Annotated in this window: 25 protein-coding genes; 4 read left to right on the top strand and 21 right to left on the bottom strand. The window is 62.9% G+C overall.

Features of this window, described 5'->3' with window-relative positions:
* From flgG to flgB, 6 genes are all read right to left on the bottom strand, one after another.
* Entirely contained in the window at positions 1 to 783 is a 783-nt protein-coding gene (flgG, locus tag IGS58_RS04750) for a flagellar basal-body rod protein FlgG (protein WP_034754070.1), read from the bottom strand.
* Positions 784 to 855: 72 nt separating this feature from the next.
* The gene (locus IGS58_RS04745; RefSeq protein WP_070253727.1) at positions 856 to 1,599 is read right to left on the bottom strand and encodes a flagellar basal body rod protein FlgF; all 744 of its coding nucleotides are present in this window, start codon (positions 1,597 to 1,599) and stop codon (positions 856 to 858) included.
* A 108-nt stretch (positions 1,600 to 1,707) separates the two neighbouring features.
* Positions 1,708 to 3,255: a flagellar hook protein FlgE gene (locus tag IGS58_RS04740; RefSeq protein WP_070253726.1), complete on the bottom strand. Its 1,548-nt coding sequence runs from the start codon at positions 3,253 to 3,255 to the stop codon at positions 1,708 to 1,710.
* Between the two features lie 53 nt (positions 3,256 to 3,308).
* Entirely contained in the window at positions 3,309 to 4,004 is a 696-nt protein-coding gene (locus tag IGS58_RS04735; protein ID WP_230520767.1) for a flagellar hook assembly protein FlgD, read from the bottom strand.
* Positions 4,005 to 4,019: 15 nt separating this feature from the next.
* Positions 4,020 to 4,421 (bottom strand): flagellar basal body rod protein FlgC, encoded by a 402-nt coding sequence (gene flgC, locus IGS58_RS04730; RefSeq protein WP_034754081.1) that lies wholly within the window; start codon positions 4,419 to 4,421, stop codon positions 4,020 to 4,022.
* A gap of 2 nt (positions 4,422 to 4,423) precedes the next feature.
* Positions 4,424 to 4,876 (bottom strand): flagellar basal body rod protein FlgB, encoded by a 453-nt coding sequence (flgB, locus tag IGS58_RS04725; RefSeq protein WP_034754084.1) that lies wholly within the window; start codon positions 4,874 to 4,876, stop codon positions 4,424 to 4,426.
* 191 nt (positions 4,877 to 5,067) lie between these two features.
* Between flgB and flgA the strand changes: the two genes are divergently transcribed.
* The 3 genes from flgA to IGS58_RS04710 all read left to right on the top strand — a co-directional run bounded on the left by flgA (position 5,068) and on the right by IGS58_RS04710 (position 6,659).
* Positions 5,068 to 5,763: a flagellar basal body P-ring formation chaperone FlgA gene (flgA, locus tag IGS58_RS04720; protein ID WP_034787159.1), complete on the top strand. Its 696-nt coding sequence runs from the start codon at positions 5,068 to 5,070 to the stop codon at positions 5,761 to 5,763.
* 111 nt (positions 5,764 to 5,874) lie between these two features.
* A complete protein-coding gene (gene flgM, locus IGS58_RS04715) occupies positions 5,875 to 6,183 on the top strand; it encodes a flagellar biosynthesis anti-sigma factor FlgM (protein ID WP_034787161.1) in 309 nt (102 codons plus the stop codon).
* Between the two features lie 8 nt (positions 6,184 to 6,191).
* Positions 6,192 to 6,659: a flagella synthesis protein FlgN gene (locus tag IGS58_RS04710; protein WP_034787165.1), complete on the top strand. Its 468-nt coding sequence runs from the start codon at positions 6,192 to 6,194 to the stop codon at positions 6,657 to 6,659.
* A gap of 48 nt (positions 6,660 to 6,707) precedes the next feature.
* Here the strand turns inward: IGS58_RS04710 and IGS58_RS04705 are convergent, their stop codons facing one another.
* The 11 genes from IGS58_RS04705 to IGS58_RS04655 all read right to left on the bottom strand — a co-directional run bounded on the left by IGS58_RS04705 (position 6,708) and on the right by IGS58_RS04655 (position 18,157).
* A complete protein-coding gene (locus IGS58_RS04705; RefSeq protein WP_230520766.1) occupies positions 6,708 to 7,562 on the bottom strand; it encodes a hypothetical protein in 855 nt (284 codons plus the stop codon).
* Between the two features lie 72 nt (positions 7,563 to 7,634).
* Positions 7,635 to 7,997, bottom strand: a complete 363-nt coding sequence (locus IGS58_RS04700) for a translation initiation factor Sui1 (protein WP_070253722.1) — start codon at positions 7,995 to 7,997, stop codon at positions 7,635 to 7,637.
* Between the two features lie 62 nt (positions 7,998 to 8,059).
* Positions 8,060 to 8,842, bottom strand: a complete 783-nt coding sequence (motD, locus tag IGS58_RS04695; RefSeq protein WP_070253737.1) for a flagellar motor protein MotD — start codon at positions 8,840 to 8,842, stop codon at positions 8,060 to 8,062.
* 16 nt (positions 8,843 to 8,858) lie between these two features.
* Entirely contained in the window at positions 8,859 to 9,605 is a 747-nt protein-coding gene (locus tag IGS58_RS04690; RefSeq protein ID WP_070253721.1) for a flagellar motor protein, read from the bottom strand.
* Entirely contained in the window at positions 9,587 to 10,318 is a 732-nt protein-coding gene (locus IGS58_RS04685; RefSeq protein WP_010400804.1) for an RNA polymerase sigma factor FliA, read from the bottom strand. The genes IGS58_RS04690 and IGS58_RS04685 overlap by 19 nt, the downstream gene beginning before the upstream one ends.
* A 45-nt stretch (positions 10,319 to 10,363) precedes the next feature.
* The gene (locus IGS58_RS04680; protein WP_034785294.1) at positions 10,364 to 11,227 is read right to left on the bottom strand and encodes a MinD/ParA family ATP-binding protein; all 864 of its coding nucleotides are present in this window, start codon (positions 11,225 to 11,227) and stop codon (positions 10,364 to 10,366) included.
* Positions 11,220 to 12,548, bottom strand: a complete 1,329-nt coding sequence (gene flhF / locus IGS58_RS04675; RefSeq protein WP_230520765.1) for a flagellar biosynthesis protein FlhF — start codon at positions 12,546 to 12,548, stop codon at positions 11,220 to 11,222. Before flhF ends, IGS58_RS04680 begins: the two co-directional genes overlap by 8 nt.
* A 266-nt stretch (positions 12,549 to 12,814) precedes the next feature.
* Entirely contained in the window at positions 12,815 to 14,911 is a 2,097-nt protein-coding gene (gene flhA / locus IGS58_RS04670; protein ID WP_230520764.1) for a flagellar biosynthesis protein FlhA, read from the bottom strand.
* Entirely contained in the window at positions 14,908 to 16,101 is a 1,194-nt protein-coding gene (gene flhB / locus IGS58_RS04665) for a flagellar biosynthesis protein FlhB (protein ID WP_070253718.1), read from the bottom strand. The genes flhA and flhB overlap by 4 nt, the downstream gene beginning before the upstream one ends.
* A 259-nt stretch (positions 16,102 to 16,360) precedes the next feature.
* The gene (locus tag IGS58_RS04660) at positions 16,361 to 17,359 is read right to left on the bottom strand and encodes a fumarylacetoacetate hydrolase family protein (protein ID WP_070253717.1); all 999 of its coding nucleotides are present in this window, start codon (positions 17,357 to 17,359) and stop codon (positions 16,361 to 16,363) included.
* A gap of 87 nt (positions 17,360 to 17,446) precedes the next feature.
* Positions 17,447 to 18,157, bottom strand: a complete 711-nt coding sequence (locus IGS58_RS04655) for a pseudouridine synthase (protein ID WP_034785285.1) — start codon at positions 18,155 to 18,157, stop codon at positions 17,447 to 17,449.
* Positions 18,158 to 18,413: 256 nt separating this feature from the next.
* Between IGS58_RS04655 and IGS58_RS04650 the strand changes: the two genes are divergently transcribed.
* Positions 18,414 to 18,773, top strand: a complete 360-nt coding sequence (locus IGS58_RS04650) for a hypothetical protein (RefSeq protein ID WP_230520763.1) — start codon at positions 18,414 to 18,416, stop codon at positions 18,771 to 18,773.
* A 367-nt stretch (positions 18,774 to 19,140) separates the two neighbouring features.
* On the opposite strand, the gene IGS58_RS04645 is transcribed toward IGS58_RS04650, so the two are convergent.
* The 4 genes from IGS58_RS04645 to IGS58_RS04630 all read right to left on the bottom strand — a co-directional run bounded on the left by IGS58_RS04645 (position 19,141) and on the right by IGS58_RS04630 (position 22,288).
* Entirely contained in the window at positions 19,141 to 20,142 is a 1,002-nt protein-coding gene (locus tag IGS58_RS04645) for a S49 family peptidase (protein WP_034785283.1), read from the bottom strand.
* 39 nt (positions 20,143 to 20,181) lie between these two features.
* A complete protein-coding gene (locus IGS58_RS04640; RefSeq protein ID WP_092608465.1) occupies positions 20,182 to 20,559 on the bottom strand; it encodes a Rieske (2Fe-2S) protein in 378 nt (125 codons plus the stop codon).
* Positions 20,556 to 21,215, bottom strand: a complete 660-nt coding sequence (locus IGS58_RS04635) for an HAD-IIIA family hydrolase (RefSeq protein WP_034785432.1) — start codon at positions 21,213 to 21,215, stop codon at positions 20,556 to 20,558. The genes IGS58_RS04640 and IGS58_RS04635 overlap by 4 nt, the downstream gene beginning before the upstream one ends.
* 77 nt (positions 21,216 to 21,292) lie before the next feature.
* Positions 21,293 to 22,288: an RluA family pseudouridine synthase gene (locus IGS58_RS04630; protein ID WP_070253713.1), complete on the bottom strand. Its 996-nt coding sequence runs from the start codon at positions 22,286 to 22,288 to the stop codon at positions 21,293 to 21,295.
* Between the last annotated feature and the right edge of the window lie 626 nt (positions 22,289 to 22,914).

Genomic DNA, 22,914 nt, shown 5'->3' with positions numbered 1-22,914 from the left:
TTAAAGTTGCGACAATTTCTGCAGCATTTGATCGGATGTGGTGATGGCCTTGCTGTTGATCTCGTAGGCGCGCTGCGTCTGGATCATGTTGACCATTTCTTCGGCCACGTTGACGTTCGATGTCTCGATATAGCCTTGCATCAGCACGCCGGCGCCGTTCGTGCCCGGGGTGTTGGTTTGCGCCACGCCGGAAGCGCCCGTTTCCATGTACAGGTTTTCGCCCTTCGATTCCAGGCCGGCGGGATTGACGAAGGTGGTCAGTTGCAGGGAGCCGATTTGCGATGGAGCAACGGTGTCGGGCAAGGTGACGGACACAGTGCCGTCGCGCGCCACGGTCAGGCTCAGCGCATTGGTCGGCACGGTGATGGCGGGCTGGATGACGAAGCCTTCCGAGGTGACCAGCTGGCCGTTGGCATCCGTCTGGAACGAGCCGTCGCGCGTGTAGGCGGTGGCGCCGTCCGGCATCAGCACCTGGAAAAAGCCCGTGCCGTTGACCATCACGTCGCGCGAATTGCCCGAGGCCTGGGGATTGCCCTGCGTATGGATGCGTTCGGTTGCCACGGTGCGCACGCCGGTGCCGATCTGCAAGCCCGATGGCAGCTGGGTTTGCTGCGACGATTGCGCGCCCGGCTGGCGCACATTTTGGTAGAGCAAGTCTTCAAACACGGCGCGCGACTTCTTGAAGCCCGTGGTGCTGACGTTGGCCAGGTTATTGGCGATCACGTCCATCTGCGTCTGCTGCGCTTCCAGGCCGGTCTTGGCAATCCAAAGGGAACGAATCATGATTTTTCTCCAATAACAGCGCTAACCAGCCCTGTAGACTATTTCTATGTGACCATTATGCGGTGGCCCCCGTCAATTCAAAGCGAGGATCTGGGTGGCTTTCGCCGCGTTATTCTCGGCATTCTTCAACAAGCTCATTTGCGTTTCGAACTGGCGCGCCAGGGCGATCATGCTGACCATGGAGTCGACGGGGCTGACATTGCTGCCTTCCAGCGCGCCCGTGGTCAATTTGACGGCCTGGTCGGCTTGCGCTACCGTGCCATCCTTCAGGCGGAACAGGCCGTCATCGCCGCGCACCAGTTGCTGCTCGGGCGGGTTGACCAGCTTGATGCGTCCCAGCACCGTCGACGGGCCTGGCGGCACGTCGGTGGAAATCGTGCCCACCGTGCCATCGCTGGCGATGGCCACCGTCACGCCGGGCGGAATCGCCATGGGGCCCGTATCGCCTTGCACCATCAGCCCGCCCTGCGTTTGCAGCATGCCGTTTTCATTGAGTTTCAAGGCGCCGTTGCGCGTGTAGGCTTCGGAACCGTCGGCCGACTGCACCGCGATCCAGCCGCCGTTTTCCACGGCCACGTCGAGCGCGCGGCCCGTGTGCTGCATCGGACCTTGCGTGAAATCGGAACCGACCGTCGAATCGACGACAAAGGCGCGCGTCGGCATCATGCCGTCGGCCACCACGGGCACGGCGCGGAACGAGTCGAGCTGGGCGCGGAAACCCGTGCTGGTGGCGTTCGCCAGGTTATTCGCCGTGGTCGCCTGCTTGTCCAGGATGTGCTTGGCGCCCGAGCCGGCGGTGTAGATGAGACGGTCCATTTTTTATTTCTCCTGTTGCCTTCAACCCAAGGCAAAAACCGGGGTCGGACGGGGACGCCAAGTCCTTAAGGTCCGACCACAGCCTTTCGCCGTCAGGGGTTCAAACGATTAGCGCAAGTTCACCAGAGTCTGTAAAACGGAATCCTGCGTCTTGATGGTCTGCGCATTCGCCTGGTAGGCGCGCTGGGCCGTGATCATGTTGACCAGTTCCGCCGTCAGGTCGACGTTCGACACTTCCACGGCCGAGGCGCGCAAGTTGCCCAGGTTGCCCGTCTTGGGCTCGCCCGTGACGGGCTTGCCCGAGGCCGAACTTTCCACCCAGGCGTTGTTGCCCAGCGGCTCCAGACCGTTCGGGTTGACAAAGTTGCTCAACACCACCTGGCCCAGGCTGCGCGTCTTGCCATTGTTATACTGACCCTGGATGACGCCGTCGTCGCCGACGATGAATTGGCTCAGCTGGCCCGCCTTGTAGCCGTCCGCTTCCGTTTTCTTTTCCGCCGTGGCGGTGCCCAGCTGGGTCGACTTGGTGAAGTCGACCTGGACCGACAAGGTCGCATTCGCGCCCGTGGCCGGGAAGATCGGCAGGTTGACGGTGACAGGCAAGGTTTGCGGCGGCGTCAGGGCCAGCATGGCGGCCCGGTCCAGGCTGCCGACCGTGTTGAAGACCAGCGAACCGGTCTTGACGGCTGGCACCACGGTCACGGCGCGGATGGCAGCGTCGATCTGGTCGGGCGTGCGGCTCGAGTTGACGCCATTCGGCACGGCACTGCCGTAGGTGGCGGCGATGGCGGCCAGTTGCGCCGGCGTGGCGCCTGCGGCAGCGGCGGCGGCCGAGACGGCGGCACCGACCGCATTGCCATAGGCGACGGCGGCCGTCGTCACATTGGCCGGCACCAGCGGCACGGCCGTGGCGGCAGCCTGGTAGGCGGCGCGCGCGGCCAGCGAGGCCGGGTCCGTCTGCAGGGCGGCCGCAACCTTCATGCTGGTTACTTCCGTGCCGTCAATGGCCGAGTAGACATCCCAGGTATTGGTGCCCGTCTTGACGTAGAAATTGGCCATGTTGTGGGAATTGCCCAACGAATCGAAGACTTCGACGGGGAACTGCTTGTGGTACGAGGTGTCGTCCGTCGACTTGAACGGCACCGTGGTCGGCATGGCCGTGTTCGAATTGAGGTTGACTTGCGTGTCGACCTTGGTCGTTGCCTGGGGCTTCATGTCCGACTGGTCGATCTGCAGGGGCACGACGGCGCCGGCGACGATCTTGCCGTTGACGTCGGCCGGATAGCCGGTCAGCTGCGCCAGCTGGGCGTTGACGATGAAGCCGCTCTTGTCGACCTGGAACTGGCCATTGCGCGAGTACTGGATGGCGCCGTTGACGCTGGTACGGAAGAAGCCGCCGCCATTGATGGCGATGTCGAGGGGATTCGACGACGTTTCCAGGTTACCCTGGTTGAATTGCTGGGCGATTTGCGAGACCGACACGCCGATCCCCGCCTGGTTGCCGCCCACGCCGTACAGCGAGTTGGCATAAATGTCGGCGAACTGGGCCTGCGACTGCTTGAAACCCACGGTCGACGAGTTGGCGATGTTGTTGCCGATGACGTCCAGCGATTTGGCGGCGCCATTCAAGCCGCTCAGGCCTTGTTGGAAAGACATTGTGTTCTCCTGGTAGAAATTAGGGGTAGAGGGTCACGCTAAGGGGAAGCGGCTTACAGAATCTGTTTCACGTCGGCCATGGTGATGCTGCCCACGCCCGGGACATTCAATTTCACGCCATTCGCGCCCGTCGACACGCTGGCGACCGAACCGAACATCAGCGCCGTCGCATCCTTGAGCTTGGTGCCACCGCGCGTGGCTTCCACCGTGAAGGTGTAGGCGCCATCGGCCAGCACGACCGGCTTGCCATCCTTGTCGAGATCGGCGGTGGAACCGTTCCAGCCCAGCGGCAAGGTGCCCGCCGCCTGTGCGCCCAGGTCGATGGAATGGACTTCCTTGCCATCCTTGTAGATGACGACCTTGACCTTGTCGGCTGCCGTGGCCAGGTCCACGCCCAGCAGCGCGGCGCTCTTGCTCAGGTTGATATCCTTGCCCGCTGTCAACACGCCATGGCCGATGATGTTGGCCGCCTGCATCGATTCGGCTTGCTGGTAGCTGGCCTTCAGGGTTTCCAGGGTCGTGTTGAGCTTGTTGACGCCCGTCACGGTGGACAATTGCGCCAGCTGGCTGGTCAATTGGGCATTGTCCAGCGGATTCATCGGATCCTGGTTTTTCAGCTGGGTGACCAGCAAGGTGAGGAATTTGTTCGTTTCCGCTTCGACACTGCCTGCCTCGGCCGTGCTCTTCTTCGGATTCATCGTCGCCATCAGGTCGGTGGTGACGGCGGTATTGGTATCGATGGTTGCCATAATGATCAGTCAGCCTTATTGGCCGATGGTGAGGGTTTTCAGGAGCAGCGACTTGGCCGCGTTCATGGTTTCCACGTTGGTCTGGTACGAGCGCGAAGCCGACAGCATGTTGACCATCTCGTCGACCGTATTCACGTTCGGCATGGTGACGTAGCCCTTCTCGTCGGCCAGCGGGTTCTTCGGGTCGTAGACCAGCTTCATCGGCGACGGGTCTTCGATCACCTTCTGCACCTTGACGGCCGTGGCGCCATTGGCCATGGGCACGGCTTCGAACACCACCTGCTTGGCGCGGTAGGCTTCGCCCGTGGCGCTGGTGGCGCTGTCGGCATTGGCCAGGTTGCTGGCCACCGTGTTCAGGCGCTGCGCCTGGGCGCTCATGGCCGAACCGGAAACATTGAAGATATTAAATAGCGACATGATTATTGTCCTCCCTGGATGGCCGTCAGCATGCCCTTGATCTGCGAGTTAAGGAACGTCACGGCCGCCTCGTAGCGGATGGCATTGTCGGCAAAGGCGTTGCGCTCGAGATCCATGTCCACCGTATTGCCATCGACGGCGCCCTGGGCCGGCGCGCGGTACAGCAGCGGCGTGCCGTCGGCCAGGGTCTCGACCTTGCCGCCGCCGGCTGCGCCCGCAGCCGCGGCCACGCCCTTGCCCGGCATATGCTGCGGCGCCGTGCCCTTCAGGGCCGGCGGCACGCCATCCTTGCGCGCCATCGCGCCCTTCAGCGCGGCGGCGAAATCGACATCGCGCGCCTTGTAGTTGGGCGTGTCGGCATTGGCGATATTCGAGGCGAGCAATTCCTGGCGCGTCGAGCGCAGGCTCAGCGCCGTCTCGTTGAAGCGCATGTAATCGTCGAGTTTCCCTATCATGTCAGGCTCCGGAAAGATCTGCCACTGGCGCCCGAGATGGCGGAAGGATGGCGGATTAGTGATGACAGGAAACATAGTACGGCGCCCACCAGCAAGACCATCGCCGGATCAGACCGTACTTTTACCCCTTAATCGGGGCTTCGAACGGGGCCGCGCGCACTATCATGGCACTATTCCAGAGGCCTATCACCATGAAAACACCGCTTGCTTTCCTCTTCGCTCTTGCCTCCCTGCCACTGCTGGCCCAGGCGCAAAACGCCGGCCGCCAGACGCCGGAAGCGCTGCGCAACAGCGTGGAACAATTCCTGCAAGTGCAAAGCAACGGCTTGCCCGGCAAGGTGACGGTGACCGTCGGCGCCGTCGATCCGCGCCTGAACCTGGCCGCCTGCCCCGCGCCGCAAGCATTCATGGCGCCGGGCGCGCGCGCCTGGGGCAAGACCACCGTCGGCGTGCGCTGCACGGCGCCAAGCAACTGGACCATCTATCTGCAAGCGAACGTGGCCGTCGTCGGCGATTACGTGGCCAGCGCCGTACCGCTGGCGCAAGGGCAAGCCATCGACGCCAGCCAGCTGGTAACGATGCAGGGCGACCTGGCCGCATTGCCGGCAGGCATCGCCACGGACATGGCCCAGGTGGTGGGCGCCAGCACGAATATTTCCTTGCCACCCGGCACGCCGATGCGCCTCGACACCCTGCGCCGCAAGCCGGTGGTGATGCAAGGCCAGCTGGTACGCGTCGTTTCCAGTGGCAATGGTTTCCAGGTGGCATCAGAAGGGCGCGCCATCGGCAGCGCCGGCGATGGCCAGACGGTGCAGGTACGCACGCAGAGCGGCCAGCAGATCAGCGGCGTGGCGCGCGCAGGCGGCTTGGTCGAGGTCGCCTTTTAAACACGGATGGACAGCGATATTGTGGTCTGGCGCACTAAAGTTTCGGGAGAAGGTGCCGATAATGACACATATCCCGGAGTTTTTTGACTTCGACCAGACGAGGATCACGCTGTGAAAATTACCGACAACACCATTAAAAGCAATCCCGGCCTGCCGGTAGCGCCCGCGAGTACCTCCGGCGCCCGGAATGCCGAGAAAGCCCAGGCAACACCGACAACGTCGGACAATGTACGCCTGTCGCCGCAAGGACAGGCATTAGCGGCCAGTGCAACTGCCGGCAGCGGCGCCGTGTTCGACACGAAAAAAGTCGAACGCATCAAGCTGGCGATCGCCGACGGCCAGTTCCAGGTCAACTCAGAAAAAGTGGCGGACGGTCTCCTCGACACGGTCAAGGACTTGCTGCACTCACGAAATAGATAGGTTCCCTCATGCAATCAGTGACTCCGTTTTCCAGCCTGCGCGACGAGCAACAGCTCATGACCACATTGCTGGCATTGATGAAAGAAGAACAGCGGCATCTGGTTGCCGCTGACATCGATGCAATCACGGAGCTCACGGTGCGCAAGACGGCACTCGTAGGACAATTGAGCCAGCTGGCGGCGCAACGCCACCAGGCGCTGGCGGCGGCCGGTTTCATGGCGGCCGAAGCGGGCATGGAAGACTGGCTGGTGGGCGCCGGCGAAGCGGAAGCGGCGCCCCTGTGGAAGGCCCTGCTCGAGACGACGCGCGAAGCCAAGGAACAAAACCGCCTGAACAGCCTGCTCGTCAACAAGCATATGGTACATACGCAAGGCGCCCTGAACGCCATGCGCCCCCCGGCCCAGAGCGGCAATTTCTACGGCCCCAGCGGCCAACCGACGACGAACACGGCCAGCCGGCGCGTCGTCATCGGCTAGTCCCCCTTAGTTAACAGCAACCCGGCAAGGCGCAGCGGCCTTGCCAGCTCAACCGTGCGCGGGACGCCCCGCATGCTGGCGGTATTTCGCCACGATGGCTTGCGCCCTGGCGCTGGCCGCGGCTTGCTGCTCCGGCGTCAGCTCCGCCTGCAGCCAGTGCCAGTACTCATCCTGATACGGATTGGTGACGCCGGGCGCGAGGATATCGTCGTAGACCTGGCGCAGGGCCAGCAGGTAGCCATACGCTTGCGGCGCATCCTTCCGCACCACCTCGCCATCGCGCAAGTACGCCATCATCAGGGTAGCCACGCTGGTCAGTTCCGCCTCGTCCGCCTGCGCCGTCAGCTGGGCGATGGCTTGCCGCTTCCATGCCTGCACCAGCGGATCGTCGGGACGGTTGCGCAGCGCGCTGCGGTCGCCGAACGGACCTTCCGACAGGAACAGGGTGGCCGCGCCCGGCACGCCCGCCTTGGCGGCGGTGGCCAGATAGCCGAGCCGGTCCTCGCGCTGGCGCTGTGTCAGGCCCGCGCACAGCTGCTGCTGGGCGGCTTTTTCTTCCACCGTCATCTCGCGGCCCAGCTCGAATTCCATGCCCGGCAAGCGCCCTTCGTGCTGGAAGACGATGCAGTCGTCGATCAGGCTGAACGCCGCATACGCGTCTTCCGCCCTGCCGCTGGCGGCCAGGCGCGCAAGCTGCCGCGCCAGGGTCACGGGAACGGGTGCGGCATCGGCGACGGGGGCGGCGTCGATATTCAGATACGACGCCAGGCTGCGCCCCGCCGGCGCGCTGGCGGCAGCCGCATCCGCTTGCGGCGCGCCGGCGTCGGGCGCGGGCCAGTACACGAGCGCCAGCGCTGCCGCGATGGCAGCGGCGCTGGCGATGCCGGTCAGTTTGCTATTCATGATGAGGTGGCGCATAAAAGGAAATGCACGTTACCACAGGCCTGCGGCAGCGGGCCGCACGCCTCCGCACGCTCAGCCGCCGGCCTTTTTCGGCTGGTGGCCCAGCTTGACCAGCGCGGCAAGGATGGTGTCGACATGGTCGCCCTGCACCTCGATCACGCCATCCTTGACCGTGCCGCCCGAGCCGCACTGCGTGCGCAACTGCTTGCCCAGCAGGGCCAGCGCGATGGCGTCCAGCGGCAAACCCTTGATCACGGTGACGCTCTTGCCGCCACGGCCCTTGGTCTGGCGCGAGACGCGCACCACGCCATCGCCCGCGGGCGCCGCCTTGGCTTGCGCCTTGCATGCGCATTGCGCCAGCGGCTGGCGGCAGGCGGGACACATGCGGCCCGTTTCGGTGGAATAGACGAGACCGCCCAGGGAGCTGCTTTTCATGATGGAGAGAAAAAAGGGAGAAGGCGCGATTGTACCAAGCGGCAGCCCGCAATTGACGAGCGTCAGTTGGCTGGCGCAGGCGCCACCGGCGCCGTCGGCACTTCCGTCACCGTTTCGGGGATGCCCGACAAAATCGTCACGGCGACCCGGCGGTTGCGCGCGCGCCCTTCCGCCGTTTCGTTCGGCGCCACGGGGATGTTGTCGGCGTGGCCGACGGCCGTCAGGCGCGACGCCTTGACGCCGCTGGCGATGAACAGGCGTACCACGGCGCTGGCGCGCGCGGCCGACAATTCCCAGTTCGAGGCAAAGTTGGAATTACTGATCGGCTGCACGTCCGTATGCCCTTCCACCTGCACGTCGTGCGTATCGTCCTTGAGCAGCACGGCGACGGCGCGCAGGGCCTGGTCCGATTCCACCGTCAGGCGCGCCGCGCCCGGGTCGAACAGCACGCTGGCATTGATTTCCACGCTCACGCCGCGGCTCGTCTGCGTGACCCGCACCTTGCCTTCCTTCACCAGCGGCGCCAGGGTGGAGGTCAGGTCCTGCGCCAGGCGCGTCATGTGTTCGCGCTCGCGGCGGATGGCTTCCGTGCGGCGTTTCAGGGCCGGGTTCGGCAGCGGAATGGCTTGCGGCGCTTCCATGAGGATGGGCGGCGCGCCCTTTTCCAGGCTGAAGGCCTGGCCGATGGCATTCTGGAAGACGCGGTATTTGCCTTCGTTGACTTGCGAAATCGCGTACATGACAACGAAGAAGGCGAACAGCAGGGTGATGAAGTCGGCATACGAGATCAACCAGCGGTCCTGGTTGTCCGGTTCCTCGTCATACTTCCTGCGCGCGCGCCGCATCATGGTCAGTGCTCGCTCAGTGCTCGTGAAGCAGGCTGGCGACGCGCTCTTCGATGATGCGCGTATGGTCGCCCGTGGCGATGTCGTACAGCACGGCGGCCGTGATTTCGTACTGCAGCACGCGGCGCGAGACGATGGCCTTGAGTTTATTCGCCACCGGCAGGAACAGCAGGTTGGCCAGGCCGACGCCATAAATCGTCGAGACAAACGCCACGGCGATGCCGCCGCCCAGCTTGCTCGGATCGGTGAGGTTTTCCATCACGTGGATCAGGCCCAGCACGGCGCCCAGGATACCGATGGTAGGCGAATACCCGGCCGCCGATTCCCACACCTTGACGGCCTGGCGTTCGGCCATTTCATAGGCGGAGATTTCCACGTCGAGCAGCTGGCGCAGCTTGTCGGGCGCGATGCCGTCGACGATCATCCTCAAGCCTTTGGCGTTGAAGCGGTCGGCCGTGTTTTCCATCAGGCGCTCGAGCGCCAGCGGGCCGTCGCGCCGCGCCGTCAGGCTCCACTGCCCGATGTCGCGCGCCAGCGCGGCACGCGTGTCGGCCGGTGGCAGGAAGACCCAGCGCAGCATTTCCAGGCCGCGCACGAAGGTGCGCAGCCGCGTTTGCAGCAGCACGGCGCCGAAGGTGCCGATGACAACGATGGCAAAGGCGGCCGGCTGCAGCAGGGAGGCCATCTTGCCGCCTTCCAGTGCCTGGCCGACCAAAAGGCCCGCCAGCGCCAGCGCCAGCCCGATTACGCTGGACCAGTCCACGCCTGCTCCCTCAAGGTTGCGCGCAGGCGCGCGACGGCCTGGGTATGCAGCTGCGAGACGCGCGATTCCGACACGCCCATCACCGCGCCGATCTCCTTCAGGTTCAGCTCTTCTTCGTAATACAGGCCCATGAGTATTTTCTCGCGTGGTGGCAGCGCGTCGATGGCATCGATCACGGATTGCCGGAAATCAGTATCGAGCAGGGAACGCAAGGGATCGCTGTCTTCGTCCACGCAGTGGCGGTCGAGGAAGCTGTCATTGCCGTCCGGGTCATGAAAGTCTTCGTAGTACACGAGCTGGTGGCCGCCGCCGTCGCCCAGCATTTCCTGGTAGTCGGCCAGCGACATCTTCAGCAGCTTGGCCACTTCCGACTCCGTCGGCGGATGGCCGAGGCGCTGCTGCAAGGTGCTCATCGCCTCTTCGATCTTGCGCATGTTCTGGCGCATGCTGCGCGGCAACCAGTCGCTGGTGCGCAATTCGTCGAGCATGGCGCCGCGGATGCGCAGCACGGCATACGTCTCGAACTGCGCGCCATGTGTCTCTTCATAGCGGCTAATGGCATCGAGCAGGCCTATCATGCCGGCCTGGATCAGGTCATCGACCTCGACCGAAGGCGGCAATTTCGCCTTCATATGGTGCGCCAGACGCTTCACCAGCGGAATGTGCTCCGTCAGCAAATAGTCCTTGTTCGATTTCCCTTTGACCGTGTACATAGGCTGCTTATTGTTTTCTCATCTTATCTGGTGCTACGGTTCGATTCAGGCGCTGAACTGGTGCGGGCTCCCCGTCTGGTACAAGGTGCCGCCAAGCACCGGTGCCGCCGAACGGGCCAGCCGCTCGGCCAGTCCGCGAAACGCCACCGACGCGCCCGCCAGCGGAAACGCATCGACCACGCTGCGGCCCAGCCGCGCCGCGCGGTGCAGATACTCGTCGGCAGGCACCGAACCCATCGAGGTCAGCTTCACGGCCAGGTAGCGGCTCGCCGCCTGCGCCATATTATCGTATACCACTTTTGCCTCGGATTCGGAAGCGCCGGTGACGAGAATGCCGAACGGACGGCGTCCCAGTTCCTGGCTCAGGCGCTTGATCAGGCAGTACGCCGCCTTGATCGAGGTAGCGCTGGTCGAGACTTGCACGACGATATCGGACGACGCCATCAGCGGCACGGGGAAGCAATCACCCTCGTCTGCCACGACGCCGTCGACCAGCACGATGCCGCTCTGGCGCGCCAGCACCTCGAACGTCTTGCCCAGGCGGCGCAGTTCGTCCTCGCCCGCATAGTCCATGCTGTCCATCAAATGGTTGCGCGCACCCAGGCTGGCCACGCCAAAGCCTTGCGGCACCTGGTGGATGACCTGGTTCAAACCGCACTGCTGGCGCGCCACGTCGCGCAGGCTGGCGCCGTGCGCCAGGCCCAGGCGCGCCGCCACGCCATCGCTGCCGCCGCTGGCGTCGAGCAGCAGCACGTCATTGCCGCCGTAGACGAGCGACGCGCCCAGATTGACCAGCATGGCGCCCTTGTCGTCCTGCGGCGTGGCCGAGAGGAACGTCATGACGCGCGGCTGCGGGCCGGCCAGCATGCGGCGCAAGCCTTCGGCCTGGTCGAAATCGAAATTAGCCAAGGTGCACCCCGCGCGCTTCACTGTTGCGGGCGGCCGCCTGCGCCATCAGGAGCGGCAGTTCAGCATCGGAAAACTGCGTCGCCGCCGCATCGCGCTTGAGCTTGAAGGCGCGGTCGATCAGGTAGCCGCGGTCGGCCAGGTACAGGTCTTCCGGCACGCGCTGGCCGTTCGACACATAAAACAGGTTCAGCTTCTGGCGGATCACCACGTCGAGCACGTTGCCGATCGAGGCCGCTTCATCGAGCTTGGTCATGATGCAGCCGGCCAGGCCGCTGCCCTGGTAGGCGCGCACCACTTCGTTGAGGGTTTCCTGGGTCGCCGTGGAGTTCAGGCACAGCAGGCGTTTCACATCGGCGCCGGCGCCCGACAGCATGGCCACCTGCTCCGTGACCATCTGGTCGCGCTGGCTCACGCCGACCGTATCGATCAGCACCGTGTGCTTGTTCTTCAATTCCTTCAGGGCGATGCGCAAGTCCGCCTCGTCCTTCACGGAATGCACCATCACGCCGAGGATCTTGCCGTAGATGCGCAGCTGCTCATGCGCGCCGATACGGTAGGCATCGGTGGTGATCAGGGCCAGCTTTTCCGGGCCGTGGCGCATCACGCAGCGGGCCGCCAGCTTGGCCGTGCTGGTGGTCTTGCCGACGCCGGTCGGGCCCACCAAGGCAAACACGCCGCCCTGCTCCAGCATGGCGTCTTCATTGGCCACCGTATTCAGGTTGCGGCTGAGGACGGTCTTGATCCAGCGCATGCTTTGCGCACCATCGAGGCCGGCCGGCAGCTTGTCGATCAGGTAGCGCGCCAGGCTGGCCGAGAAGCCGGCGGCCAGCATTTCGCGCAGCACGACGGCTTTTTGCGGCTCGCGCTGCTGCGTCGAACCCCACGAGATTTCCGCCAGCTGGGTTTCCATCATGCCGCGCATGGCGCGGATTTCATTCATCATGCCGCTCATCTCGGCGGCGGCGTTCTCTTTGACGTGCGCCAGCGCGCTGGCCATCATCTGCTGCATGCGGGCCATGTCCACTGGCTCGGAGGCAGCCTGGCGCGGTGCGGCGGGACGTGGCGCAGCCGGGCGCTGGGCCGGGGCGGCCGGACGCTGCGGCGTGGCGAACTGGGTCTGCAACTGGGGACGGGGCTGGGCCATTTCGGAGGCGGCCGGCGGCGACGCCAGCGAAGCGGCATCGTCATTGGCCAGCGCGAGGATTTCCACCACGCCATCGGCCTGGCGGTTCGACAGGATCACGGCATCGGGGCCCAGCGCTTCACGCACCTTGCGCAGCGCATCGCGCGACGAGGCGCCCGTAAATTTCTTCACATTCATGACCGGCCTCCCACGGCGGGGGTGGCGCAATATTGGCTGAACTGTGTGACCATCATCGACTCCTGTTGCTTGAGTGCTGTCTTCCACATGGACACAGATCACCCGGACAGTTTCCATTATTAGCGATGCTTGCAGGAAACGATCGAAGGAACAGGACGGGAAAGTACCCGTTATTCAGTTTGCCGAGAGGAAATTGATGTTTATTTGACCAAAGGCAAGGGCCGGGGTCAGACCCGGCGGGTCTGACCCGGTACTAATGCTGTCAACTACTGCGCCCCCACCAGCGCCGTGACGCGGATGGTCTTGGTTTCCGGCACTTCCGCATGCGACAGCACTTTAAGCTGCGGCAAGGCGCGGCGCAGGAAGCGCGACAGCAAGGCGCGCAGCGGCGCCGGCACCAAGAGCACTGGCGTCAGGCCCAGCGCTTCCTGCTGCTGCGCAGCCAGCCCTGCCTGGTGCGCGATGGTGTCGGCCAGGCCCGGCTCGATGCCGGCGCCGTCGCCGCCATTGCCCATGGCTTGCATCAGCAGGCGCTCCAGGCGGCTGTCGAGGGTCATCACGGACAGTTCGGCCGAGCCGGGGAACAGTTGCTGCACGATGGCGCGGCCCAGGGCCACGCGCACCAGCGCCGTCAGGTCGTTCGGGTCTTGCGTGCTGACCGTATGCTCGGCCAGGGTTTCGATGATGGTGCGCATGTCGCGGATGTGCACGCCTTCGGCCAGCAGGTTCTGCAGCACCTTCTGCAAGGTCGACAAAGACAGCATCTTCGGCACCAGGTCTTCCACCAGGCGCGGCGACTCCTTGCCCAGGTGGTCGAGCAGCGACTGCACTTCCGCGCGGCCCAGCAGCTCGGAAGCGTGCGAGGTGATCAGGTGGTTCAGGTGCGTGGCCACCACGGTGCCCGCATCGACCACCGTGTAGCCCATCGACTGGGCCTGGTCGCGCAAGCTGGCGTCGATCCAGGTGGCGGGCAAGCCGAAGGCGGGGTCGTTCGTGGCCAGGCCCGGCAAGGTGCCGCTGGCCATGCCGGGATTAATCGCCAGGAACTGGCCGTTGAACGCTTCGCCCACGCCCACTTCCACGCCCTTGAGGGTGATGCGGTAGGCCGATGGCTTGAGTTCCAGGTTATCGCGGATATGCACGGGCGGCGCCAGGAAACCCACTTCCTGGGCAAATTTCTTGCGGATGCCCTTGATGCGCTTGAGCAATTCGCCACCCTGCGTCTTGTCGACCAGGGGAATCAAACGGTAGCCCACTTCCAGGCCCAGGGTATCGACGGGCATGATGTCTTGCCAGCTGGCTTCTTCCTGCTCGGGCGCCACGGTCGCTTGCGGCACTTCAGCCGGTTTTTCGGCCGCCTCTTTTTCCTGCATGCGTTTCTTGCTGATCAGAAAGGCGGTACCGGCCAGCAGCGAGGCCAACAGCAGGAAGACCATGTTCGGCATGCCGGGAATGAGGCCCATGCCGCCGATGATGGCGGCGGTAATATACAGTACTTGCGGTTTCGCAAACAGCTGCCCCACCAGCTGGGTGCCGATGTCCTGTTCGCTGGCCACGCGCGAGACGACGATACCGGCCGCGGTGGAAATGATCAGCGAAGGAATCTGCGCCACCAGGCCGTCACCGATGGCCAGCAAGGTGTAGTTCTTGAGCGCGTCGGCAAAGCCCATGTCGTGCTGCAGCAAGCCCACCAGCAAGCCGCCGACGATATTGATGACGGTAACCATGATGCCGGCGATGGCGTCGCCGCGCACGTATTTGCTGGCGCCATCCATGGCGCCATAGAATTCCGCTTCCTGCGCCACTTCCGTGCGGCGGCGGCGCGCTTCGTCTTCACCGACCAGGCCGGCATTCAGGTCGGCATCGATGGCCATCTGCTTGCCAGGCATGGCGTCCAGCGCGAAGCGGGCGCCCACCTCGGCGATACGCCCCGCGCCCTTGGTCACCACGGTAAAGTTGATGATCGTCAAAATGATGAAGACGACGATACCGACCGTGTAGTTGCCGCCGATCAGGAAGTGACCGAACGCCTCGATCACTTTACCGGCCGCGTCGGCGCCCGTATGGCCTTCCGTCAGCACCACGCGCGTGGACGCCACGTTCAGCGACAGGCGCAGCATGGTCGACACGAGCAGGATGGTCGGGAAGGCCATGAAGTCGAGCGGCTTGACCGTGTACAGCGCCGTCAGCAGCACGATGATCGACAGCGCGATATTAAAACTGAAGAAGATGTCGAGGATGAAGGCCGGCAGCGGCAGCACCATCATCGCCAGCAGCATGATGATGATGACCGGCGCGGCGATGCCCTTGCTGGCGTTGTTGCCCATTCCACTGAGCCAGGCTGGCATTCTCAGGCCGTTCATGGTGTACTTCCTTTATTATTGTCTGCCGCGCCTGCTGCGGGCGGTGTCTGCGATGCGGGGTTCTGCGGGTCGAGCTCGGGCGGCACGTCGAGCTTCTTCGGCTTGTCGGGACGCTCGCCCTGACCCTTGCCATAGCTGCGCAGCTGGAACACGTAAGCCAGCACTTCGGCCACGGCGCCATACAGCGCCTCGGGGATCTCGTCGCCGATATCCGTGTGCTTGTACAGCGCGCGCGCCAGGGCCGGCGCTTCCAGGATGGCAACCTTGTGTTCGCCGGCCAGTTCGCGGATCTTCGCCGCCACCTCGTCGATGCCCTTGGCCACCACCTGCGGCGCGCCGCGCGAATTCTCGCCATACTTCAAGGCCACCGCGTAGTGGGTAGGATTGGTCACCACCACGTCGGCCGTCGGCACATCGGCCATCATGCGGCGGCGCGACATTTCATGCTGCATCTGGCGTATCTTCGCCTTGATCTGCGGATTGCCGTCCGACTCTTTCGACTCTTGCTTGACTTCCTGCAAGGACATTTTCATCTTGTTGGCGTAGTGCCACATCTGGTACGGACCGTCGATGGCGGCAATCAAGCCCAGCGCGCCGACGATCAGCAAAAAGGCCGTGATCAGCAAGCTGATCAGATGAGCCGATCCGGCGCGCAAGGATTCCACCGACAAGCCCAGCACGGCGTCCTTTTGATGCTGCATCACCATCCAGGCGACGACGCCGACAACGAGGGTCTTGGCGATGGCCTTGAGCAATTCCACCAGCGCATTCTTCGAAAACATGTTGCCCAGGCCGCGAATCGGGTTGAGCTTGCCAAAATTGGGGGTGAACGCCTTGGAACTGAACAGCCAGCCGCCCACCAGCACGGGCGAGGCCAGGGCGACGAGCATGATGGCCAGCGCGTACGGCAGGCAAGTCAGCAAGACGGAGCCCACGTCGTAGCCGATGCGCAACATCATCGCATCGGGATTGAGTATCTGCTCCCGGTCCAGGGTCAGCCCGGAAACCATGACGGCCGTCAACCGCCGCACGATGGCGTCGCCGGCAAACCACAGGCAGCAGCCGGACGCCATCAGCACAGTGAACGTTGCCACTTCACGCGATCGCGGAACGTCGCCTTCCTCACGCGCCTGCTCGAGGCGCTTCGGTGACGCGGCTTCGGTCTTTTCTGCGTCGCTGTCTTCCGACATCAATCAACTCCGGTGAAGTCCTGCGGCCTGGCTAGGCGCAATACGGACTGGGCATGTGGCATTATCGGTTCAATTACCGCAACGCCATCAAGGGAAAAGGAGGGCGAATCCCCTGCTTTTCCTTTGCCTAAATGAAACAGCCGCAGGCGCCCACTTCAAAGGAGACCGAAAAATGGTCAGGGCAAGGCGCAGCCCCGAAGACAGTACGAACAGTACGGCGAGGGGTTGCAACGCAGTCATGGCCATTTTCTCGGGGCTCCTAACGGCTTTTTCTCGCCTCGGCCTGTTTCACGGTCTGCTCGATGGCGCCAAACAAGGACTTGCCGTCGTCCCCCAGCATCTCCAATCGAACAACATCACCAAACAACAGAAATGGCGTGCTGGCGACGCCATCGGCGATCATCTCCTGGTTACGTCGCTCAACGATACTGGAAAACCCCTTCTTGACTTCCTTGTTGGCGACCCCGCCCGCGCTGACCACGCTGCCGGCGCGCGCGTTGCGCGTCTGGCACAGATGGGCGAGCAATTGCGGGTAATTGAACGCCATGTCGGCGCCCGCGTGGGGCTGGCCCGTCAACTTGCCGTTCAGGCTGCAGCGCAGGGCGTGATGCACCTTGCCGCCGCGCCAGGCATCGCCCAGCTCGTCAGGCGTGATGGCGACAGGAGAGCAGGCCATGGCCGGTTTCGCTTGCAGGAAACCATAACCACTCGCCTGCTCGTCCGGCACCAGGTTGCGCAGGGTGATGTCGTTGACCAGCATCAACAGCTTGATGTTCAGGTGCGCCTGGTCGGGCGTGGAGCCCATGGCCACGTCGTCCGTGATGGCGGCGATGCCTGCCTCGTAATCGATGCCCCATTGCTCGTGCGCCAGGATGATCTCGTCGTGGGCACCGAGAAAATCGTCGCTGGCGCCCTGGTACATGCGCGGTGCGTCGCGCAAGTTGGCCGGTACCTCGCGGCCTGCGGCCTTGCAGGCCCGCTCGATCTGCGGCAGGTAGGAGGCGCCGGCCACGCGCAGGCTGCTGCGCGGCAAGGGCGCCATGCAGTTGGCGGGGTCGAACTCGAAGGCGCGATGGCCGCGGCCGCTATTGATGGTCTGGTACAGCAAATCGAGCTGGGGCGCGATGAAACTCCAGTCGTCGAGCGCCTTTTGCAGGCTCGAGGCAATGCCATCGGCCAGATGGGCCGTTTTCAGGTCGCGCGACACGACAGCCAGCTGGCCGTCGCGCGTGCCATCCTTCAGGGTAGCTAATTTCATGGGCGGGAAACTTCGTCAAATGCAGGCAATGGAGGCTAAAGACGCCAAAAAGCCGGGGCATCCCCGGCTTTGGCGATCAGGAAGGGACTAGGCCAGGAGCGCGATCTGCTCGGGCGTCAGGTAGCACCACTCGCCTTCGGCGATGCCCAGCGATTCCAGGGTCAGGCTGCCGATGGCGGAACGGTGCAGCGCGCTGCAATGGTTGCCGGCGGCGGCCAGCATGCGCTTGACCTGGTGGTACTTGCCTTGCTCGAGCACGATTTCCAGTTGGTGTTCGCCCCGCTTGACGCAGACGAGGGCCGCCAGCGGGGCCGGCTCGTCGTGCAATTGCACGCCGGCCAGCAGCAGGGCCACCAGCTCATCCGTTACGGGTTCTTGCGTGGTGGCCTGGTAAATCTTGGGAACGTGGCGCTTCGGCGACGATTGTGCATGGATAAACGGGCCATCGTCGGACATCAGCAGCATGCCGGTCGTATCGTGGTCGAGCCGGCCGACGGGCTGGACTTCGCGCCAGGTGAATTGCTCCGGCAGCAAGGTCAACACGCCAGGGTGATGACTGGGCTTGCGCGAGCATTCGAAGTTGGCGGGCTTGTTCAGCGCCAGGTACAGGTGCTGGCGGACCACCCACTCTTCTTCGAACACGTGCAGCACCAGGCCTTCGGTCTCGACGGTGGTGCGGTAATTGGTCTGGGTGACGCCATCGATGACGACATCGCCATCCTCGATGAGGGAACGACAATATTTACGGGTGCCAAAACCCTGCGATTGCAGGATGCGGTCTAGGGATAATTTACTCATGGGCGTGACTTTACCAGAAGCGGCTGGCAGCGTGAAGCGGCGGCACCTGGCGCCCGCGCGGCGGTCCAGGCAGCATGAAACCATGGCACACGCAGAAATACCAAAAAGAACAAGGTGAGATTTGGCGAGAAATGGTTGATTCCTTTGAGAAATATCAAGCGCTCGGAATATCGCATTGATAGACTGAAACTTCGGTAGGAATCCGCCTAACGAGCTTTAGGAATAATAACCAGGCAACGACCCACAAGGACATTGTATGAAGCATACCGATACCATCGCCTTACAAGGCAGCATCGCCGACATGCGCCAGCGCATCGCTGCGGAACAGGCGGCCATGCACAAAGTCAGACTCGGCGTGGCACGCTGGAGCAGCACCCCTGCGCCGCAGGATGCGGACGCGCCGCCATCACCAGCCAGCCAGACGCACTGGCATGCCGAGGCGCAATGCCATTTCATGTGCTGGCTGGAACTGGGTGGTTTTGCGCACGCGGATGCGGAAACCGACAGCGTGACCGCGCCTGCCATGGCGGACACGCCGTCCGACACCAACGCCAGCGTCGGCGCTGCGGCAGCCAGGCAGCCGCTGCCCGCGCACTGCAACGGCTGCGCCGTCTGAGCGCGGCCCGTCCGACCAGCCATGCCCTGCCTTCGCATGCCTGCCTTGCCAGCGCACCCAGCCCCATCCGCCGACACCGGCCCATCCAGCACACACAAAAGGAAACGGCGGCATTGCGCCGCCGTTCCCAAGCCCCATCGGGACTTTAGTGAGGAATGTAAATTCACTCAAAACCACATCTGCGATGCGGCGAGTAGTTCCAAGACCTGCCAATCAAGTTAGTACTGACAACATAGTTGATATATCGCCCCTCCTTGAAAAGAACTACGCTTTCACTATAGCCCAAGCAGCCCCGTTTTCAAGCCAATTTACCACCTTATTGAAAATCATTCTCGATTGGCTTGCCTGCCAGCCAAGAGTGATGTCCTCACCGCAACGCCGGTTGTGACTGCTGCACGGCCGCCTTCATGGCGCCTGCGCCCATGGCGGCGCCAAACTTTTTGAGCACCCGTTCCGGCAAGCCTTCATGCTGCGTGTAGTCGACGATGTCTTCCGCCTTGACGATATCGCGCGCCACGCTGTCGACCGTGCCGAAATCGTCGGCCAGGCCCATTTCCACGGCTTTCGCGCCCGTCCAGTACAGGCCGGAGAAGGTATCGGCCGTTTCCTTCAGGCGCTTGCCCCGTCCCGTGCGCACGACGTCGATGAATTGCTGGTGGATTTCATTGAGCATGCTCTGCGCATACGCCTTGTGTTTTTCCGTCAGTGGGCTGAACGGGTCCATGAAGCCCTTGTTCTCGCCCGCCGTCAGCAAGCGGCGCTCGACGCCGACTTTTTCCATCACGCCCGTGAAGCCGAAGCCATCCATCAGCACGCCGATGGAACCGACCACGCTGGCCTTGTTGACGTAGATGCGGTCGGCGGCGGCGGCGATGTAATAGCCGCCCGAGGCACACATTTCATCGACCACCACATATAAAGGCTTGTCCGGATAGCCCTTGCGCAGGCGCTGCATCTCGTCGACGATCATGCCGGCCTGCACAGGACTGCCGCCCGGACTATTAATATGCAGCACCACGGCCACCGAACCGGCATCGGAAAACGCCTTGTCCAGCGCGGGGATGACGACGGCGGCCGAGCCGCTGCCTTCGGACTCGATGGCGCCGCTGATGTCGATCAGGGCCGTGTGGCGGCCCAGGGTTTCGCTGTCGTCGGCCGTGTTGTAGTCATAAAACACCCACAGGGCGAACAGCACGATCAGCAGGCTGAAGACCTTGAAAAAGATGCTCCAGCGGCGGTGTGCGCGTTGCTCTTGCAAAGTGGCAAATACCAGCTTTTCCAGCACGTCGCGCTCCCAGTGTCCCGCAGGGGCGCCGTGGCCGGCGGCTGGCGCGCTGCTGGCCAGCTTGTCATTCGTGTTATCGCTCATGGTTCACTTTGCTTAAATTACAGAAAGCCCGTCACGGCCTCAGGCCGGCAGTGGCTGGACATATTCGTCGGGTTGCCAGTACAGCTGGCCATCGCGCTCGGCCACGGCAATCGGACGCAAGCGCCCGCCCTTGCAGGGGCCGCCCGCGCACAGGCCGCTTTCCGGCACATAGATGGCGCCATGCGTCGAACACATCAGGTACAAGCCGCTGGACTCGAAAAACTCGCCCTCGGCCCAGTCCAGTTCGATCGGCACGTGGGCGCAGCGGTTCAGGTAGCCATACGCCTTGCCGCCGTGGCGCACGACAAAACCGGTGGTCGCTTCGCCACCGGCCGAGACGGGAAAGCGCACGCCCTTGCCGCCATCGGCCACGGCGTCGGCGGCGCAAATGAATACATCGACAACATCGTTCATCATGCGTGCTCGCTCAGCCATTGATGCAGGTCGGCCACCGTGGCGGCCGAATACAGGGGATGGCAAGCTTGCAACTGCTCCACCGGATGCGCTCCATACTCTACGGCAATACTGGCCGCGCCTGCATTGCTTGCCATCAACAAATCATGACTGGTGTCGCCGATCATCACGGTGCGGCGCATATCCTGCCCCAGTTCGCGCGTCAGTTCCTGCAGCATGGCCGGATGGGGCTTGGAAAAGGTTTCGTCGGCGCAGCGCGTCGCATCGAACAGGGACAGCAGCTTGACGGCATTCAAGGAGCGGTTCAGGCCGACACGGCTCTTGCCCGTGGCCACCGCCAGGAAATACGCCTGCTGCGACAGTTCCTGCAGCATTTCGTAGACGCCCGGAAACAGGGCCAGCTCATGGTCGCGCGACAGGTAGTGATAGCGGTAGCGCTCGGCCATGCGCGCATGGTATTTCGGCTCCACGTCGGGCATCACCAGCTGCATGGCTTCCTGCAAGCCCAGGCCGATCACATGCGAAGCGAGCAACTCGGTGGGAATTGGCAAGCCCAAGTCTTTGGCCGAAGCCTGGATGCACTTGACGATGGTCGAGGTACTGTCTATCAGGGTACCGTCCCAATCGAAGACGATCAGATCAAATTGCTTTCTTGCCATGTTTCCCGACGGCATAGCCGTCGGCTCCTTGAGAATGAATAATGGCCTGACTATCTTGTGGATAGTCCCGGCCACACTTAACGTGGGGCAACGGCCAATGGTTTGCCCAAGCTTACCAAGAAACGTTCGCATTCGGCAGCCAGCGGCGCGTTCAGGGTCATCGTCTTGCCCGTTTCCGGATGCGTAAACGTGATCTGGTGCGCGTGCAGGAACATGCGTTTCAGGGCGCCGCGCGTGCTGTCGGCTTTCAACAGCGCACGGTTGAGGGCAAAGTCGCCATATTTATCGTCGCCGGCGATGGGAAAACCGGACGAAGACAGGTGCACGCGGATCTGGTGCGTGCGTCCCGTCTTCAATTCCGCTTCCAGCAAGGCGAAGTTGTGATATTTATGCAACAGTGAAAACACCGTGTGCGACGCCAGGCCATCAGCCTGCACGGCCACCCGTCGCTCGCCTTCGGCCGTCGTATATTTATGCAGCGGCAACTTGATATGCTGGCGCGCATTCTTCCAGTCGCCGGCCACCAGCACCAGGTAGCGCTTGTCGGTGACGCCATCGCGCATCTGCTCGTGCAAGTTCGTCAACGCCGAGCGTTTCTTTGCCAGCAACAGCAGTCCGGACGTGTCGCGGTCCAGGCGGTGCACCAGTTCCAGGAACTTGGCGTCGGGGCGCGAAGCGCGCAATTGCTCGATCACGCCGAACGACACGCCCGAGCCGCCATGCACGGCCACGCCGGCCGGCTTGTCGATGACGAGCAGCTGCGCATCTTCAAAGATGATCTTGAATTCGGCGGCCGGCGCGCCCGTGGGCGCCTTTTCGGCCACGCGCACGGGGGGAATGCGCACCACGTCGCCGGCGGCGAGACGGTACAGCTGATCGATACGGCCTTTATTGACCCGCACTTCTCCCGATCGCAAGATCCGGTAGATGTGGCTTTTAGGCACTCCCTTGCACACTCTTAATAAGTAGTTGTCGATGCGCTGGCCTGCTTCTTCCTCGGCGATCGTTACGAATTGGGCTTGCGGCTGAACCGGGGGTGTTGAAGGGGGAACAACATCATTTTGACTCTTCATTTACTATGTCTTCCCAGAAATCTCTCTAAGTCCTTCATTTTGAATATATAATTGTTTTTGCTGCGGCCCTGGCTGCTGCGAGTGTAAGAATAAAAGCACATTTTACACAGGGGCGTCTCCACCGGCCTCGCCAAATTGCAAATTCGGTGGAAAAAAATGTATATGCACCATCCCTGCGCGAATCAAGGTTGCACCGTAGTTGTAATCGGATAACGCGTGGAGATGCTGAAGTGAGTGTATTGGATTATAAGGATAAGTACCCGTTAGCGCGACTTATCGAGTCGGGCTCGCGGGTTGATGAAGTTGATAACGCTTGCCGTTTTCGCCAAACCCCGTATGCGGCCACAATACTGAGGGTTGTCGATGAATAGGCTGAGGCCAAGCCTCGCCATCGCGATCCCTGTAATGAGCCGGCTTACGATTTGGCTCTGAATTTGCTGACCACTTGCATTCTCTGCCCCCGACATCCGGGCTGCTTCAGATGAGTTGCAAGTGTCCTGTGCACTCGGCATGACGATCGACCTCACCGCGCCTGTTGCGGCCGTAACGTATACCTCGTACGCGTTGTTGCTCCGCACGCCTAGGCATTTCCCCCGCCAGCACTCCCGTTCTCGCATATATCCCTG

Origin of the sequence: Janthinobacterium sp. EB271-G4-7A (assembly GCF_020858075.1) — a bacterium.
GTDB classification, from domain to species: Bacteria; Pseudomonadota; Gammaproteobacteria; order Burkholderiales; family Burkholderiaceae_D; genus Janthinobacterium; species Janthinobacterium lividum.
The sequence above is the reverse complement of the archived record's forward strand: the minus strand, read 5'-3'. Positions and strand labels throughout refer to the sequence as shown.

Bases quoted from the DNA above. Each gene is read 5' to 3' on its own strand.
- flgG (WP_034754070.1), bottom strand. From the start codon at position 783: ATGATTCGTTCCCTTTGGATTGCCAAGACCGGCCTGGAAGCGCAGCAG.
- IGS58_RS04745 (WP_070253727.1), bottom strand. From the start codon at position 1,599: ATGGACCGTCTCATCTACACCGCCGGCTCGGGCGCCAAGCACATCCTG.
- IGS58_RS04740 (WP_070253726.1), bottom strand. From the start codon at position 3,255: ATGTCTTTCCAACAAGGCCTGAGCGGCTTGAATGGCGCCGCCAAATCG.
- IGS58_RS04735 (WP_230520767.1), bottom strand. From the start codon at position 4,004: ATGGCAACCATCGATACCAATACCGCCGTCACCACCGACCTGATGGCG.
- flgC (WP_034754081.1), bottom strand. From the start codon at position 4,421: ATGTCGCTATTTAATATCTTCAATGTTTCCGGTTCGGCCATGAGCGCC.
- flgB (WP_034754084.1), bottom strand. From the start codon at position 4,876: ATGATAGGGAAACTCGACGATTACATGCGCTTCAACGAGACGGCGCTG.
- flgA (WP_034787159.1), top strand. From the start codon at position 5,068: ATGAAAACACCGCTTGCTTTCCTCTTCGCTCTTGCCTCCCTGCCACTG.
- IGS58_RS04710 (WP_034787165.1), top strand. From the start codon at position 6,192: ATGCAATCAGTGACTCCGTTTTCCAGCCTGCGCGACGAGCAACAGCTC.
- IGS58_RS04705 (WP_230520766.1), bottom strand. From the start codon at position 7,562: ATGAATAGCAAACTGACCGGCATCGCCAGCGCCGCTGCCATCGCGGCA.
- IGS58_RS04700 (WP_070253722.1), bottom strand. From the start codon at position 7,997: ATGAAAAGCAGCTCCCTGGGCGGTCTCGTCTATTCCACCGAAACGGGC.
- motD (WP_070253737.1), bottom strand. From the start codon at position 8,842: ATGCGGCGCGCGCGCAGGAAGTATGACGAGGAACCGGACAACCAGGAC.
- IGS58_RS04685 (WP_010400804.1), bottom strand. From the start codon at position 10,318: ATGTACACGGTCAAAGGGAAATCGAACAAGGACTATTTGCTGACGGAG.
- flhF (WP_230520765.1), bottom strand. From the start codon at position 12,548: ATGAATGTGAAGAAATTTACGGGCGCCTCGTCGCGCGATGCGCTGCGC.
- flhA (WP_230520764.1), bottom strand. From the start codon at position 14,911: ATGAACGGCCTGAGAATGCCAGCCTGGCTCAGTGGAATGGGCAACAAC.
- flhB (WP_070253718.1), bottom strand. From the start codon at position 16,101: ATGTCGGAAGACAGCGACGCAGAAAAGACCGAAGCCGCGTCACCGAAG.
- IGS58_RS04660 (WP_070253717.1), bottom strand. From the start codon at position 17,359: ATGAAATTAGCTACCCTGAAGGATGGCACGCGCGACGGCCAGCTGGCT.
- IGS58_RS04655 (WP_034785285.1), bottom strand. From the start codon at position 18,157: ATGAGTAAATTATCCCTAGACCGCATCCTGCAATCGCAGGGTTTTGGC.
- IGS58_RS04650 (WP_230520763.1), top strand. From the start codon at position 18,414: ATGAAGCATACCGATACCATCGCCTTACAAGGCAGCATCGCCGACATG.
- IGS58_RS04645 (WP_034785283.1), bottom strand. From the start codon at position 20,142: ATGAGCGATAACACGAATGACAAGCTGGCCAGCAGCGCGCCAGCCGCC.
- IGS58_RS04640 (WP_092608465.1), bottom strand. From the start codon at position 20,559: ATGATGAACGATGTTGTCGATGTATTCATTTGCGCCGCCGACGCCGTG.
- IGS58_RS04635 (WP_034785432.1), bottom strand. From the start codon at position 21,215: ATGGCAAGAAAGCAATTTGATCTGATCGTCTTCGATTGGGACGGTACC.
- IGS58_RS04630 (WP_070253713.1), bottom strand. From the start codon at position 22,288: ATGAAGAGTCAAAATGATGTTGTTCCCCCTTCAACACCCCCGGTTCAG.